General features: G+C 56.9%; 14 protein-coding genes and 1 pseudogene. 6 read left to right on the top strand and 9 right to left on the bottom strand.

Features of this window, described 5'->3' with window-relative positions; genetic code table 11:
- Window positions 1–32 precede the first annotated feature (32 nt).
- Window positions 33–164 (bottom strand): annotated as a pseudogene (locus V1475_RS19335) (integrase core domain-containing protein); the annotation flags it as partial.
- Here V1475_RS19335 and V1475_RS19330 point away from each other — a divergent pair.
- Together V1475_RS19330 and V1475_RS19325 are read left to right on the top strand one after the other, a co-directional pair.
- Window positions 130–276, top strand: a complete 147-nt coding sequence (locus tag V1475_RS19330) for a type I restriction endonuclease subunit R, EcoR124 family (RefSeq protein WP_479414117.1) — start codon at window positions 130–132, stop codon at window positions 274–276. The pseudogene V1475_RS19335 and the gene V1475_RS19330 sit on opposite strands and share 35 nt — an antisense overlap.
- Before the next feature lie 57 nt (window positions 277–333).
- Complete coding sequence (locus V1475_RS19325) at window positions 334–501, top strand: hypothetical protein (protein ID WP_479414116.1); 168 nt, start codon at window positions 334–336, stop codon at window positions 499–501.
- A gap of 428 nt (window positions 502–929) precedes the next feature.
- Here the strand turns inward: V1475_RS19325 and V1475_RS19320 are convergent, their stop codons facing one another.
- Window positions 930–1,430, bottom strand: coding sequence for a P63C domain-containing protein (locus tag V1475_RS19320; RefSeq protein ID WP_479414115.1), 501 nt, complete (start codon window positions 1,428–1,430; stop codon window positions 930–932).
- A gap of 11 nt (window positions 1,431–1,441) precedes the next feature.
- Between V1475_RS19320 and V1475_RS19315 the strand changes: the two genes are divergently transcribed.
- Window positions 1,442–2,631, top strand: a protein-coding gene (locus V1475_RS19315; protein WP_479413147.1) for an IS3 family transposase whose coding sequence is annotated in 2 segments (ribosomal slippage) — window positions 1,442–1,694 and window positions 1,694–2,631 — 1,191 coding nt in all. Because the reading frame shifts where the segments join, the coding sequence is not laid out codon by codon here.
- A 522-nt stretch (window positions 2,632–3,153) separates the two neighbouring features.
- On the opposite strand, the gene V1475_RS19310 is transcribed toward V1475_RS19315, so the two are convergent.
- Genes V1475_RS19310 through V1475_RS19295 form a run of 4 tightly spaced genes read right to left on the bottom strand, consistent with a single transcriptional unit; the run spans window position 3,154 to window position 8,324 of the window.
- On the bottom strand, window positions 3,154–4,563 hold the full coding sequence (locus tag V1475_RS19310) for an L-serine ammonia-lyase (protein WP_479414114.1): 1,410 nt from the start codon (window positions 4,561–4,563) through the stop codon (window positions 3,154–3,156).
- Window positions 4,564–4,602: 39 nt separating this feature from the next.
- A complete protein-coding gene (locus V1475_RS19305; protein ID WP_479414113.1) occupies window positions 4,603–5,493 on the bottom strand; it encodes a sugar phosphate isomerase/epimerase family protein in 891 nt (296 codons plus the stop codon).
- A 52-nt stretch (window positions 5,494–5,545) separates the two neighbouring features.
- Window positions 5,546–6,676: a Gfo/Idh/MocA family protein gene (locus V1475_RS19300; RefSeq protein WP_479414112.1), complete on the bottom strand. Its 1,131-nt coding sequence runs from the start codon at window positions 6,674–6,676 to the stop codon at window positions 5,546–5,548.
- 49 nt (window positions 6,677–6,725) lie between these two features.
- Window positions 6,726–8,324, bottom strand: coding sequence for a GMC family oxidoreductase (locus V1475_RS19295; RefSeq protein ID WP_479414111.1), 1,599 nt, complete (start codon window positions 8,322–8,324; stop codon window positions 6,726–6,728).
- Between the two features lie 300 nt (window positions 8,325–8,624).
- Here V1475_RS19295 and V1475_RS19290 point away from each other — a divergent pair, with 300 nt between their 5' ends.
- Complete coding sequence (locus V1475_RS19290) at window positions 8,625–9,917, top strand: alanine racemase (protein ID WP_479414110.1); 1,293 nt, start codon at window positions 8,625–8,627, stop codon at window positions 9,915–9,917.
- A 147-nt stretch (window positions 9,918–10,064) separates the two neighbouring features.
- The gene (locus V1475_RS19285; protein WP_479414109.1) at window positions 10,065–10,580 is read left to right on the top strand and encodes a flavin reductase family protein; all 516 of its coding nucleotides are present in this window, start codon (window positions 10,065–10,067) and stop codon (window positions 10,578–10,580) included.
- A gap of 89 nt (window positions 10,581–10,669) precedes the next feature.
- Here the strand turns inward: V1475_RS19285 and V1475_RS19280 are convergent, their stop codons facing one another.
- Window positions 10,670–11,131, bottom strand: coding sequence for a heme-binding protein (locus V1475_RS19280; RefSeq protein ID WP_479414108.1), 462 nt, complete (start codon window positions 11,129–11,131; stop codon window positions 10,670–10,672).
- Between the two features lie 59 nt (window positions 11,132–11,190).
- Window positions 11,191–12,096 carry a 5-dehydro-4-deoxyglucarate dehydratase gene (gene kdgD / locus V1475_RS19275; protein ID WP_479414107.1) on the bottom strand — a complete coding sequence of 302 codons (906 nt, stop codon included), beginning with the start codon at window positions 12,094–12,096 and terminating at the stop codon, window positions 11,191–11,193.
- A gap of 263 nt (window positions 12,097–12,359) precedes the next feature.
- Between kdgD and V1475_RS19270 the strand changes: the two genes are divergently transcribed.
- Window positions 12,360–13,103 carry a FadR/GntR family transcriptional regulator gene (locus V1475_RS19270; RefSeq protein WP_479414106.1) on the top strand — a complete coding sequence of 248 codons (744 nt, stop codon included), beginning with the start codon at window positions 12,360–12,362 and terminating at the stop codon, window positions 13,101–13,103.
- A 37-nt stretch (window positions 13,104–13,140) separates the two neighbouring features.
- Here the strand turns inward: V1475_RS19270 and V1475_RS19265 are convergent, their stop codons facing one another.
- Window positions 13,141–14,388, bottom strand: a complete 1,248-nt coding sequence (locus tag V1475_RS19265; protein ID WP_479414105.1) for an ABC transporter substrate-binding protein — start codon at window positions 14,386–14,388, stop codon at window positions 13,141–13,143.
- Between the last annotated feature and the right edge of the window lie 23 nt (window positions 14,389–14,411).

The following is a 14,411-nucleotide window of genomic DNA, read 5'->3' as shown; positions in this document are numbered from 1 at the left end:
GAGTGCCCCCATTCGGTGCTCCAGTTTGATTGTTAGTGCATCGTGGGTCTTGGGTCCATCGGGACGAGGCTTTCCGGGGCGGGTGGACGGTATCCCAAGGCGCTATGGGGCCTGATGGTGTTGTAATGGATGCGCCATTGTTCGATCAGTATCCGCGCTTCTCTGCGCAGCAAGCGCGAGTTGATTGAAGAGTTCATCACGGCCTACCTGCCGACCATGAAAAGTGCCGAACAAACAACTGCGACGTTCGAAGAGTTCTGGGCAGAAAAGCGCTAAGCGGCGTTCCAAACGATTTGCACAGAAGAAAAGCTGGATCGTGAGGGGTTCGCCGGATTGCTGGAAGCATACCTGTTTTCCGGCAAACGCCCGCTGACCGATGAGGTGATTGCGATCATGATCGAAGTACCGGGCATTCTTCAACGCAAGCCCTCTGCTGAGCGCGTCGTTACACGGATGGTGGACTTGCTCGAAACATTCGATGAAGGAATGGGTGATATTTAGGGGGCCTATATATTTAACTAGCCATATGCCAATTGGAGATTTTGGCTAGTGAGATTTTCTGGACACTAGATTCCATGTTCAGATAAGGTTTAGTGAAGACGTGACGGCTACCAATCCTCTTACAAGTCTCTAGGGCTGCAACCCGTTAACGAGACGGATACGAACGGCAGTGATCCACTACACGTTCCCATTTTCCAAACCGAAACCGGCTATATGAGCAAACGCTCACCGGTTTCGGCCATTTGCAATCTGCCACCTTGGCATCTCCTATGCGGATTGTTGGGAAGCAGCCCAACTCTCCGAAGGCGCACCACGCGCCTCCGCCCCGTATCAGAGGACTTATGGTGCGTAGAGGTGACGGTAGCCGTCTTCATCAAGTTACAGAATCACAGACAGCCGAGTCTAGTGCAAAAGTTCTGGTGATGTTCTCACTCAATAATTCTGTTCATATCATCGAACAGATAGGGAGCGATTGACACATTCCTTTGTTTTTTTGCGGCTACCTTAAAGTGTTCAATGTCTTGGCACATTTCCATTAGTCCCTGGACGCGGCCAATTTGGTGAATGAGCATGTTTCGGCCCTCGTCGTTTAGCCATCTGTGAAAATGCGCACGGCGTTTTCCATCGTCAGTGATATTGAGTTTATCAAGCTCACGTTTCACATACCCATTTTCGATTGGCTCGTAGACATACTTGTTAATGAAGCGACCATAATATTGCGGCCTTTTGCCGTGGCTTGTGTCATTCCCGTATAGTCTATCAAGCTCAGCGAAGAATGCGTCTGGAAACGTCTTGAGCCACTTCTGCAAGCCTTGAGCGATATATTTCGAAAGCAGAAGGCGTAGTGCATCATGCGTTCTGTCCCTCTGGTAGCCGGTGACCTGCCACGGGATTTTTCCTCCACCATCGATTAGAGTCCGACCCAACATGAGGACGGACAATGAAACGAACGAGATTTACGGACGAACAGATCATCGGTATCCTGACGGAGCATGAGGCAGGGGCGAAGTGCGCAGACCTGTGCCGCAAGCACGGCATGTCGGAGGGCACTTTCTATAACTGGAAAGCCAAGTTCGGCGGCATGACAGTGTCGGAGGCCAAGCGGCTGAAAGCGCTCGAAGATGAGAACGCGAAGTTGAAGAAGCTGCTTGCCGAGCAGATGCTGGACCTCGCCGCGATGAAAGAGCTGGTTTCAAAAAAGTGGTGACGCCTGCCGTGAAGCGCGAGGCGGTCGCGCATCTGAAGGCCCGGTTCGGGCTGTCGGAACGGCGGGCGTGCCGGATAGCCGGAGCCGATCGCAAGATGGTTCGCTACCGATCGCAGCGTGTGCCTGACACTGTGCTACGTGGCAGGCTGCGCGAGTTGGCCAATGAGCGACGTCGGTTCGGCTACCGGCGGCTCTTCGTGCTGTTGCGCCGCGAGGGCGAGCCTTCCGGCATCAATCGGATCTATCGGCTCTACCGCGAGGAGGGACTGACAGTGCGCAAGCGGCGGGCACGGCGCAAAGCCGTGGGAACACGGGCCCCGATCCTGGTCGAGGTCCGCCCCAATGCGCGCTGGTCGCTGGATTTCGTTCACGACCAATTCGCGAATGGACAGCGCTTCCGGGTGTTCAACGTGGTCGACGACGTCACCCGTGAGTGTCTCGCCGCGATCCCGGATACCTCCATCTCGGGGCGGCGTGTTGCCCGTGAACTCTCGGCCCTAATCGAACGCCGTGGAAAACCCGGAATGATTGTGAGCGACAACGGCACGGAACTGACCTCTAACGCCATCCTGCGGTGGTGTTCCGAGCACCGGATCGAATGGCACTACATCGCACCCGGCAAACCGATGCAGAATGGTTTCGTGGAGAGCTTCAACGGGCGGATGCGCGACGAGCTGCTCAATGAGACCATGTTCCGCAACCTGGCTCATGCCCGCGTCGTGATCTCGACCTGGGCCACCGACTACAACACCGAACGCCCGCATTCAGCTTTGGATTACCAGACCCCGGCTGACTACGCGCAGACACTGACCACCGCAATCGCCCGCCCCGCTGCGCGAGATGAAAGCTCCGCGCGTCGGGCGATTGCTCAACCCGCGCCGGATGGCGTAAATATCAACCGGGCTCAAATCGTAGCTGGATGAAAGTTCAGTGGCTGGTCAAACTGAGCAAGGCAGACGCGCAAGGCTAGCGTTCTTTGCGGTGGAGGGAGTCTTTATGCTTCGTTTCTTTAAACTTTTACAGATCGAAGAAGATGAGTGGCACGACGTTATCTCAGACATCCAAGACCTTGTGAACTTACCGAAAACTCAGGTTTCTATTTCGCGCGCCGAGTAATCATTCCCATATATTTGCGGCGAATTTCGCACCTAAAGCGATAGCGTTGCAAGACGAAAGCATCACGAAGCTGAGGAGCCTTTCGGTCAAGGCGCAGCACGTGTGGATACGATCCGATAGGTTCGCATTCCCGCAGACGCAAGCAATATGGCGGGATGGCAACTGACCAATTCCACGTCGCGCGGCTCTCCGATCTTGCGACTCGCTTAATCGCGAGCCAATTGAGAGGCAATGATGAAGAACTGGAGCGCGCGAACCGCGCATATGTTGAAGCTCCAAAATTGGCGACCCGGGTGGAAGCCCTTTTATCGTTTGCGCTTCATATCTTCTCAGCACTCCGGCAGGTTGACCGCGATGCCGCCGGTGGAGGTTTCCTTGTATTTGAGATTCATGTCCTGCCCGGTCTCGAGCATCACCTGAATGCAATTGTCCAGCGGCATGAAATGACTGCCGTCACCTCTGAGCGACAGCGAGGCGGCCGACACCGCCTTGATCGCACCAAGCGCATTGCGTTCGATACACGGGACTTGCACCAGCCCGGCGGCCGGGTCGCAGGTCATGCCGAGATGATGTTCGAGCGCGATCTCGGCGGCATTCTCCACCTGTTCGTTGGTCCCGCCCAACACGGCGCAAAGCGCGCCTGCGGCCATGGCGGCGGCAGAGCCCACTTCGCCCTGACAACCGACCTCGGCGCCGGAGATCGAGGCATTGTGCTTGATCAATCCGCCGATGGCGGCGGCGACCAAGAGGAAATCCTTGAGCTTGGCATCCGTCGCACCCTGGCAATGCGCGCGGTAGTAGCGCATCACCGCCGGGACCACGCCCGCCGCTCCGTTGGTGGGGGAGGTCACAACCCGGCCGCCTGCCGCGTTTTCCTCGTTCACCGCCATGGCATAGACGCTCATCCAGTCGTTCGCGACATGGGGTGCTGTGATGTTGAGACCCTGTTCGGCCTTGAGCGATTCATGGATGGATTTGGCGCGGCGCTTGACCTTTAGGCCACCGGGCAGGATGCCGTCTTGCGACAAACCTCGGTCGATACAATCGTTCATGACCTGAATGATTCGATCCAGGTCCGGTTCCAGCCTGTGACCGTGAACCTTGCGCTCGTTCGCACGCTTCATCTCGGCAATCGACTTGCCAGATTGTAACCCCATGGCGAGCATCTCATTCGCAGTGCCGAACGGATATGGGAAATCGTAAGAGGCCTTCTCGTCATGCAGGGAACGACGGTTGTTCTTCTGGGCGTTCAATTCCTCTGCGGTGAGCACGAAGCCACCTCCCACGGAATAGTAGGTACGCCTTTGATAGGTGTTCCCCTGAGCATCATAGGCACTCAGGATCAGCCCGTTGGCATGGCCTTCAAGTGGCGGGCCGTAATCAAACACAAGATCTGTCTCGGGATCGAATTGCAAAGTGCCGAGGGTTGGAAGATGGACGCATTTCTCACGCCGCACCTGTGCTTCGATTTCTTCGAGAGCGGCCGGGTCGAGCGTCTCGGGTGAAAGGCCGCAGAAGCCCAACACCACCGCGCGGTCCGTTGCGTGGCCTTTGCCAGTAAAGGCAAGCGAGCCGTGCAAGGATGCTCCTAGGCGATGCAGTTTTCCGGCACCGGGAATGTTCAGGTTTCGGTCGCCAAGCTCTGTGAGAAAGCGCGACGCGGCCACCATCGGGCCCATCGTATGAGAGGAGGAGGGCCCAATACCGATTTTGAAGACGTCAAAGACAGACAAGAACATGGCGGAGCCTAAACTGTTGAGGGTAGGTGAAGTTGGAAATTAGACGGTCGTACCGTGAACCAATCCGCGCAACAAGCGGTGGCATTCGGCAGCGACATCGAAGCCGTTGCGTTGATGCTGACGGAGATCCATCAATTCACAGCTCCACCAGTCGCTATAGCCCGTTGATTTGACCGCCTCCGTCCACTCTTTCAGGTCAATGACCCCATCGCCAAGCCGTAGGTTTCGCAACTGCGTCTCATCCGGCACTCCTCCGTCAAACGGTAGAGAATCACAGACGTGAACGCCGTATAGCATCTCCACGGGCAGTTTTGCGACATTCTCGGGGCGGTCACCGGAGGTGAAACAATGCCAGAAATCCACACATAGCTTGAGATTGTCGCGTCCGACCCGCTCGATAATCTCGACGTTGTCAGCCAGCCTGTTGATCGGAGTCCATGACATCGGCTCCAAGTAGATGATCAAGTCCCGTTCGCGGGCCATATCGCAGATCCGGGCGAGGTTGTCGCACAGGATGTCCATCTGTACCGAACGAGGCTGACCGAGAACGCCTGTGTAAAGATCGGTCGGCTTGCCCTGAACATGGGCGATGGTCGCGCGCACATCCACCGGACCCGGAATCGCCTGAATGCCCTTGGCCCCGCTGACAGTCGCCAGATGGATGACCTGTTGTGCGTGTTCCATAAGCGCCTGCCGGTCGTCGCCATGGCGTTCAATGTCGCAGATCACCCCGAAGCCGGGAATGTCGACATCGCGCAGCGCCGCGCTGAGCTCGGCCTCGGAATAGCCGGCATCCAGAAAGGCCTGCAACTTGCGCACGGAAGGGTCGATCCCGTCAAACCCGACCTGCCGTGCGACCGCAACATCCGCAAGCAGGGGAAAGGACCAGGCGACGGTTGAATGGAGGATAAGCCGGTTATCTTTGGTCATGCCCGAAACCTTTTCAGATTGCCGCTTGCGTTCAGAGTGTTGATGGAAGAAGTTACTCGGTCACCGGGACGAAGGCACTGCCCGCCCGCGCCGAGGTCAGCGCGGCCGACATGAAGGCGACACCGCGCAGCCCATGCGCACCGACCGGATAATCTGCACCAGCCGGGTCATGCGCGCCGCCCCGGATCGCTCGGGCAACAGCGGTATAAATATTCGCAAAGGCCTCAAGATATCCCTCGGGGTGACCCTGGCCCAACCGGCTGTAGCTAGCGCAGATCTCCGGCGCTTCCGGGCCCCCGCGCGACAGGATCTGCGCGGGTTTTCCAGATTGGCACAGCCGCAGATGCTCGGGGTTTTCCTGATGCCACGACACCGTGCCCTCGGAGCCGATGACATGAAACGCCAAACCATTTGCATTGCCATAAGAGACGGTCGTTGTACGAAGGCTGCCCGGCTGCCCATCCTCAAAACGCAACAGGACATTGGCGTGGTCATCGAAGGTGTTTCGCAGGCCGCTGAGCTGTGCGGCAACTTCGCAAACCTTCAGCCCGCTAACGGCTTCCGCCATCTGGAAAGCGTGTGAGCCAAGCGCCGCCACGACGTTCAGGCGGTCAGTTGCCGCAGGATCGTAGGCCGCGGGTTGTCTTGGCGAAGATTCCGCCTGAAACTGATGCAGATATTCGACATCCACGGAAAGCACGCGCCCGATGGCGCCATTCGCGATGAGCTGACGGGCGCCATACACCATCGCATAGCCCGCATAGGTATATGTGATCGCGAGGATCAGGTTTGATGCCTTGGCCAGTGCAACCAGCTTTCTTGCCTGATCCAGAGAAACCGCCAGAGGCTTGTCGCAGAAAACATGGATGCCGCGGGATAGAAACGCCTCGACGATTTCGAAATGGGTCTCGTCATGAGTGCAAACTGTGACTGCGTCGATACCATCCGTTCGTTCCGATTCCCGCTTTGCCATTTCGGCATAGGATCCATAGGCGCGCTCGGGATCGATCAGGTATTGGGCGGCTGCGCTCCTGCAAGACGCGAGATCACGTGAAAACGCGCCTGCGGTGAGGTTCCAGTGGCCATCCAGACGGGCGGCTCGGATGTGGCTGGGCCCGATTGAGGTTGGGCTGCCGCCTCCGACGATGCCAAGCCTTAGCTTGCGGTTGCTCAGTTCTGTCATCGGTATCTCCTGCAATCAGGTCAAGCTATATTTGGCTCGGAATTCTCGGTTAAATGCGGCCGAGAATGAGGTCAGATGCCTTTTCACCGATCATGATGGCCGGGCCATTCGTGTTGCCGCTGATGACTGTTGGCATTACGGAGGCATCCGCAATACGCAATCCCTCGACCCCGTGAACGCGCAGCTCCGGAGTGACTACGGCCATGCTGTCACCCCCTATCTTGCAACTGCCAGATGGGTGATACTGGCTTGCCAGTGTCTTGCGGATATGCGCCAAAAGCGCTTCGTCGCTGTCGGTCGATGGTCCCGGATCGATCTCCGGCCCGGTGAAGGCGTCGAAGGCCGATTGCGCATTGATCTTACGCGCAATTCTCAGGCCATTGATCAGTGCCTTCTCATCGTCGGGGTGGGATAGGTAGTTGTGGAAAATCTTCGGGGCCTCAAAGGGATCAGCCGAACGGAGCGTGACCTCGCCGCGCGACTTTGGCCGCATATGCCCCACCTGAATCGCATAGGCGTTCCGCGTCGCGCGACCGCCATTATCATCGCTGCTGACAGGAAAGAACTGAACTTGCAGGTCGGGCCTGGTCTGATCCGCATCAGAGCGCAGGAAGGCATGAGTGGACATCGGGAACACCGAGAATGGCCCCCGGTTTTCGATCAGCAGTTGCCAGACCGCGACCGCACCCCGGATCGGATTGAAAAAAGCATTGTAGGTCAGCGGCTTTGTGCAGCTGAATTGCACCGCAGACCCACAGTGTTCCTGAAGATTCTTCCCCACGCCTGGCAAGTCGACAACAGGGTCAATTCCAAGGGCGCGCAGTTCCTGAGCCGGACCGATTCCTGACAGCATGAGCAGTTGCGGCGAACCGTAGGCACCGGCGGAGAGAATCGTCTCTCGCGCCTTAACGCGGATCGTTTCACCTGCACGACGATAGCTCAGGCCCATACATTTTCGTCCCTCCATTGTCAGGCCGGTGACCTGCGCCTCGGTGACAATCGTCAGATTGGGGCGTTTCTTTACGGGGTTCAGATAGGCCACCGCAGCCGAACAGCGTCGAGCCTTTTTATGGTCCTGAGTGAACTGCGCCCACGAGAAACCTTCGTGATCTCCCGCATTGTAATCTTCGAGAATAGGGTGCCCCATCTCTCGCCCGGCTTCCATAAACGCTTCGAACAAGGGTGTTTTGTAGCGCCCTTTGATCACCTGAAGCGGGCCGAGGCTCCCCCGTTGCTGAGACGGCGGGCCTGCATAGTTCTCCGACCGGATGAAATAGCGCTCCACATCAGAATAGGACCAGCCCGTTGCTCCGTCACGTTCCCAGTCATTATAATCTTCGGCATGCCCGCGCACATAGATCATGCCGTTGATTGAAGAGGATCCGCCCAATACCTTGCCACGTGGCGCACCAAGGCGCCGACCGTTGGCGCCCGGCTCAGGCTCGGTTTCATAGCACCAATCCAACCCGCCGCCGAGAATGTTGTACAGCGTGATCGGGATATGAATCATCGGATTTCGGTCTTTCGGCCCCGCTTCCAGCAACAGAACCTTGTTGTTGGGATCTTCCGACAACCGATTTGCCAGCACGCAACCGGCGGACCCGGCTCCTACGACAATAAAATCAAACTCATTGCTCGCGAACGTCATGCTGTATTCCACTTTGCTGACCAAACCCCGACCGCAAATTTCCCTTGCGACTGCGGGATGCGATCATATCCAGCACTGATCATACACATATGATAAATCGCGTCAATCGCTAGAGATTATCTGTGAGTCCCAGAGTGTTCTCGATGGGGCAATTCGAACATAATGCATTGAATTTTAGAAATAAATCAAAAATTTCTCCCATATATCGTCGCGCATCTTCAAAGATCGCGTTGACAATATTCATATGATCATAGAGGGTGCATACTGCAACTTGCGGGATTAGGGTCGGGATCGAAAGCAATGGAAAAAACGCTCAGCGAACAGTTTGTTCTGGATGGTGCTTGTCGGGGATTTCCCTCGTCGGCTTCAAGCCTGAAGGCCAGCGAACTGGCGTCGAGGAACTGGGCGCCGGCGGATGGAGAGATGAACCTGCCGCTCCTGTCCGTGGACCTGCCGACCTTCGACCGTAACCTTGATGCTCTCATGTCGATTTGCGCGCAGATCGACACCGAAATTGCCCCGCACATCAAGACGCCGATGTCGCCGTCTATAGCGCAGCGCATGATAGATCGCGGCGCCTGGGGTGTTTCCGTTGCTGACATTCGTCAGGCACATGTCATGCTCAGCCAGGGCGTCGCGCGCCTGATACTGGCAAATGAAACTGGCGGTCGGGCTGCCGCCCGGCGCCTGGAGGCATTATGTCGCGCACATGCGGAAGCCGATCTCCTGCTCTTTGTCGATTCCACCGAGGGGGTCGAGGCGCTGGAAGTGGCGTGGAGCAATTCGACCACGCGCCGCCCACAGTTGCTACTTGAAGTTGGCATGGGCCGCGGCGGCGTAGGTAGCAATGAAGCCTTCGACATCTTGCTCGCGGCAGCGGAGAATTCGTCGTTCGTTATTTCCGGTATTGCCGCTTATGAAGGCATGGCGATGCGCCCGCACACCGACGAAAGCGCACCTTTCGTGGCCGAATTGCTCGACCGCGTGACCTATGCGGTCGACGCCCTGCGCGCACTTCGAGACCCTGGCGACGAGATCGTTCTGACTATCGGCGGCTCCGCCTTGTTTGACTATGCGATCTCCGGACTTGCCGCTCTGCGCGCGCGCGATACGGCCTTGCGCATCATTATGCGCAGCGGCGCTGCAGTCTTTGGTGATCATGGGCTGGTGGCCCAACGGCTCGACTGGATCGCGAACCGCAATCTGCTTGGTGACAGCGTGTCCGACTGCATTCGCGACAACATGCGCCCCTCACTGCGCCTCTGGGCCGAAGTCTTGACCAAGCCCGGCGACACCGCCGCTGTCTGCGGCATGGGTATGCGCGATGTGGGTGACGATCAGGGGCTTCCCGTGCCGCTGCGCGTCTGGCGTGATGGCGCGCCGCTGGCCACGCTCGACGACCGTACATTTGTTGCAAAACTAAACGACCAGCATGGATTCATGACCCTCGCCGAAGATGTGGGCATTATGGTCGGCGACGTTATCGAACTGGGTCTGCGCCACCCGTGTACAACTATCGATAAGCACGGCGTAATCTACGGACTTGGCCCGACCGGCCATGTGATCGACGCGTTCAAAACGTATTTCGGCTAGGCGCGGACCCATAGATTTCCTAACGGGCGCCTTGGATAGCCAGGGCGCCCTTTTTGGTGAGCGCCTCCAGGTCAACTCAGAGAATTTTGTTGACTCATTTCTGATATCGCGTACTGTATGCAGTACGCACTAAAGGGAGAGCACAACATGGACATGAAACACGACACCTTGCCGCCGCTGAATCCAGACATTTTTCGCAGCATATTCTCTGGCTTTCCCTCGGGCGTGACGGTCGTTACGACCAAAGATCCTGATGACAATCCGGTCGGACTTACCGTGAGTGCGGTGATGTCGGTTTCTCTTGAACCTCCGCTGCTTGCAGTGTGCCTGGACAACAATAAATATACGCTCAAGTGCTTGCTTGATCAGAAGTCATTCGCTGTGAATTTTCTATCGTCCGAGCAAGTGCCGCTATCAGGCCACTTTGCGATGGCCTCCGCCGACAAATTCGACCAGATCGATTGGCGCGAAGGCAAAATCACCAATTCGCCCATTCTTAACGGCAGCCGCGCTTCAGCGGAATGCCATATCGAGAATGTCGTCGCTGCAGGAGATCATACACTGATCATTGGACGGATCGTCGAGGCCGAGGCGCGGGACATGGATCCTCTGACGTATTGCAGCCGCAAATACATGTCTCTTGTTGAGCATGTTGCCGCCTGACACCGAGACGCAGGTTGGGCGCAGCTCTCGGGCTGCTTAAAAGAGAAAGGCCAGTTTCACGTCTGGCCTTTAATGTTTTGGGATTGCTCTCACAGACGCGCCAAGACCCTGCCAATGCAGTCTGCGACCAAGCTGTGATCCTCGTGGGATGCAAGACCGGCAACACCAGCCGCTCCAATAGTAACACCATTAGCCACAAGGGGAAGAGCGCCTCCGACCAACACGTATTGCGCAGGGTCGAGTACACGCGAATGCGCAAAATCGGGATCCTCCCGCAGGATCAATTCAAGCTCCAAGCTGCTGCGGCTGAACCGCCGAACAGCATTGAACTTGCGCTCGACCCAGGTCAGGTGGTCGGCAGATGTTCCGGGCATGGACAGGCGGAACATTTGCCGACCGCCCAGATCGACGCCCAGAGCGACTTTGAGATCGCGCGCCCGTGCTTCTGCATAGATTTCATCGCCGAGTGCGAGCGCTATGCTGTCACTAAGCTCCGGGAAGATCAGAGTTTTAGCCTGCGCTTCAAGCTCAAATAGAGTTTGTTCAGTCATTTTTGCCTCGCGAGTTTCGGGCGGCGCGGGCCGTATGGGGCAGGGCGCCGCCCGGTTGATTATGCGGTATGCGCGTCAATCAGTGCTTGCAGATCGGCTTCGTCCTGCTCAGTTACATCGGCGAGCGGCGGACGAACAGGGCCGGCGTTAAATCCACGCAGACGCACGCCTGCCTTGATCGCGGAGACCGCGTAGCCCTTAGAGCGGTTTCGGATTTCCATGAACGGATAGAAGAATGAGGACAGGATCGACTCACAGGTGGCGCGGTCACCTGACCGCAGTGCTTCGTAGAACCTGTTCGCAAGCTCTGGCACAAAGTTAAACACCGCCGAAGAATAGGTGGTGAAGCCTGCGCCGAGATAGGCCTCGGCAAACAGTTCCGCGGTGGGCATTCCACCGAGATAGGTGAGCCGGTCGCCCATCTTGGTCGTAATTTGACGAACGAGACCGATATCACCTGTACCGTCCTTGAAGCCGACCAGATTCGGACATTCATCACACAAGCGCGCAAGAGAATCTGCCTGCAGCACCGCATTGTCGCGATTGTAGACCATAACACCGATATCAACAGAGTCGCAGACCGCTTTGACATGAGTCATGAGGCCGCGTTGCGGTGCGTCGATCAGGTAATGGGGCAGCAAAAGAATGCCTTCGGCCCCAGCCTCTTGGGCGGCGCGGGCGATCTGCACGGCCATTTCCGTGCCATAACCGCACCCTGCAACAATTGCAGTGTCGCCTGACACGTCTTTCGCCGCCTTCACGATCTCGGGAATTTCCGAGGGGGCGAGAGAAAAGAACTCACCTGTTCCACCTGCCGCGAAAAGAACGGGCGCCTTGAAAGTGGAAAGCCAGCTAACATGTTCGCTGTAGCTGTCCGCCGCAAACCGACCCTCAGCGTCAAAGTGGGTGACGGGGAATGAAAGCAGCCCGGATCCGAGCCGCACCTTGATTTCGTCGGGGGTCATACATTGGTGTCCTTATGTGATTTCTAGATGATACATACTATTGATTTTGTATCTAAGACATATTCATCATACCTTTCTGAAAGCTTGTCAAGAAATCAAGTCCCAAAAGCGCAGGAAAACGGCACATTAAAAGCTTGAAAGCTAAGGGAAGCGTGCGCTTTCCCCTCAATAGTTTGCACTTTCACTTGATCTTTCCTATGGTCAGATTTCATGCGATGACCCATAATGCCCCATTACTAGAATTTAGTTCAGGCAGCACACGCATGACGTTATCGACAAAAACCGACCAGCCAAGGAAACCTGCCACACAAGGGGGGACACTGGTATCGCAGGTTGGCGACCATCTACGCAGTCAGATCGTGAGCGGTAATCTCGCGCCAGGCGACCGGCTCCCAACAGAAACTCAATTGACCAAGGATTTTTCTGTCAGTCGCACTGTCATACGCGAAGCTGTTGCCACGTTGCGTGCTGAGGGCCTCCTTGAGGCGCGGCAGGGATCGGGCGTTTACGTCATGGAAGGCCGCAAGCGGGATTCCCGGCTTGCCAACTCGGACCCGAACCGCCTGTCGTCAGTGATAGAGAACCTCGAATTGCGCTGTGCGATCGAAGGCGATGCAGCCTATCATGCTGCCGTACGCCGTACGCCGGCGGACGAAGAGGCCATTCTGGTCGCGATGAAAAACTTCGAAAAACAGGTGGCAAACAACGGGCCGACCGCGCGGGCCGACTTTGATCTGCATCTCGCGATTTCCGACGCCTGCGGCAATCCACGGTTTTCCGATTATCTTCGCATGACAGGGAATGACGCAATTCCGCGCCACATGATCGGAACCAGCAATGGTTCGGATGCCACCGAGTATCAGGCGTCGCTGATGTCCGAACATCAGGCAATCGTATCGGCGATTTTGATGGGGGATGGTGATGCCGCAAGCGCCGCAATGCGAAACCATCTGCGCAACAGCCAGATCCGGTATCGCAAGATGCTGCTGGAAATCCAGCGCGATTGATGGATCTGCCCGGCGAACGGGCAGATCCTGCTTTCACTTAGCTGGCGTCGCGCAGGCCGCGCACGAGAAATTCGATCGCATCCTCGGAGGTCATATTGGGGTCTTCAAAGAACGTCTGCGCCAGTTCGAGAAACACGCCCGCTTTCGCCGGAGTTGTGCCTTCCATATGCGATACGGCGGGCAGCACGGTGCCGGCTTCTTCAGCAGCAACGCGGTAGCCAAAACCGGCCCGACTGCAGGCGTCTAGGCTGTCAATGTTGACATCAGTGCGTACTGGAAGGGACCCGACGAGGGCCGAGAATTCCAGCTGAACTTCCGGATCGAGGATCGTGCTTGCCATGATCTTCTGAGCTTCCTGCACTGCCGGGTCTGGCGAGTTGAAGAATGAGAAGGCGTTCGCCGACGAAATCACCGCGCCATCCGAACCTGGCGTCAGGCTGCAGCCGTAATCAACATTCGGCTCCAGATTGGCGAGGCGGAATTCTCCGATCACATAGGTCCCCATGATCTGCATGGCGGCCTCGCCGCGCATCACCATCTGGGCGGTGATATTCCAGTCACGCCCCGGATAATTCGGATCGACCAGATTGTTGAGATTGCGGAATTCTTCGAAAACCTTGTGCATTGTATCGCTGTGCAGCGCTTCCTCATCTTGTTCGATCAACGCGCGTCGATAGAAATCTGCGCCCCCGACGGCGACAACGACGGCCTCGAACAAGATGCCTTCCTGCCAATCCTGACCTCCAAGAGCCAGCGGGATAATGCCTGCCTCTTTCAGCTTCTCCGAGACGTCTTTGAATTCCTCCCAAGTGACCGGTGGCTCAAGACCGTGATCCTCGAACACCTGCATATTGTACCACATCCAGTTCGTGCCGTTCACATTCACCGGCACACCGTAATAGCCGTCTTCGTATTTGATGGCTTCAAGAAGTGACGGCGAGATAAAGTCGTCCCAGCCCTCGGCCGAAGCGGTCGGGGCAAGGTCGGCAACCAGACCGAGCTCTGCCCAAGGGGCAACCTCGGATACGTGCAACGCAGCGGCACCCGGCGCTGAGCCCGCGATCGCGCGGGTGCGCAGAACTTGGTTCAGGTTGTTCGTGTTGGTCACCGGAGAATCCCGCCAGGTGATGCCTTGTTTCGACAGGGCATCTGCCAGCACCTGCACCGCTTTACCATCTCCTCCGCTGACCCAAAAGTGGAGCACTTCGATATCTTGTTGGGCAAAGGCAGAGGTATTGCTGGCGAGCAGACAGGCCGTGGCCAGAAGGCCAAATTTCAGTTTCATTCTTAAATCCTTGCTGTTGAACG

The organism is Celeribacter sp. SCSIO 80838 (assembly GCF_056498065.1).
Note: the sequence above shows the minus strand (reverse complement) of the source record. Positions and strands in the feature narration are given on the sequence as shown.

Coding starts and splice junctions, on each gene's coding strand:
- V1475_RS19295 (WP_479414111.1), bottom strand. CDS start 8,324: ATGACGTTCGCGAGCAATGAGTTTGATTTTATTGTCGTAGGAGCCGGG.
- V1475_RS19285 (WP_479414109.1), top strand. CDS start 10,065: ATGGACATGAAACACGACACCTTGCCGCCGCTGAATCCAGACATTTTT.
- V1475_RS19305 (WP_479414113.1), bottom strand. CDS start 5,493: ATGACCAAAGATAACCGGCTTATCCTCCATTCAACCGTCGCCTGGTCC.
- V1475_RS19330 (WP_479414117.1), top strand. CDS start 130: ATGCGCCATTGTTCGATCAGTATCCGCGCTTCTCTGCGCAGCAAGCGC.
- V1475_RS19265 (WP_479414105.1), bottom strand. CDS start 14,388: ATGAAACTGAAATTTGGCCTTCTGGCCACGGCCTGTCTGCTCGCCAGC.
- V1475_RS19290 (WP_479414110.1), top strand. CDS start 8,625: ATGGAAAAAACGCTCAGCGAACAGTTTGTTCTGGATGGTGCTTGTCGG.
- V1475_RS19280 (WP_479414108.1), bottom strand. CDS start 11,131: ATGACTGAACAAACTCTATTTGAGCTTGAAGCGCAGGCTAAAACTCTG.
- kdgD (WP_479414107.1), bottom strand. CDS start 12,096: ATGACCCCCGACGAAATCAAGGTGCGGCTCGGATCCGGGCTGCTTTCA.
- V1475_RS19270 (WP_479414106.1), top strand. CDS start 12,360: ATGACGTTATCGACAAAAACCGACCAGCCAAGGAAACCTGCCACACAA.
- V1475_RS19320 (WP_479414115.1), bottom strand. CDS start 1,430: ATGTTGGGTCGGACTCTAATCGATGGTGGAGGAAAAATCCCGTGGCAG.
- V1475_RS19300 (WP_479414112.1), bottom strand. CDS start 6,676: ATGACAGAACTGAGCAACCGCAAGCTAAGGCTTGGCATCGTCGGAGGC.
- V1475_RS19310 (WP_479414114.1), bottom strand. CDS start 4,563: ATGTTCTTGTCTGTCTTTGACGTCTTCAAAATCGGTATTGGGCCCTCC.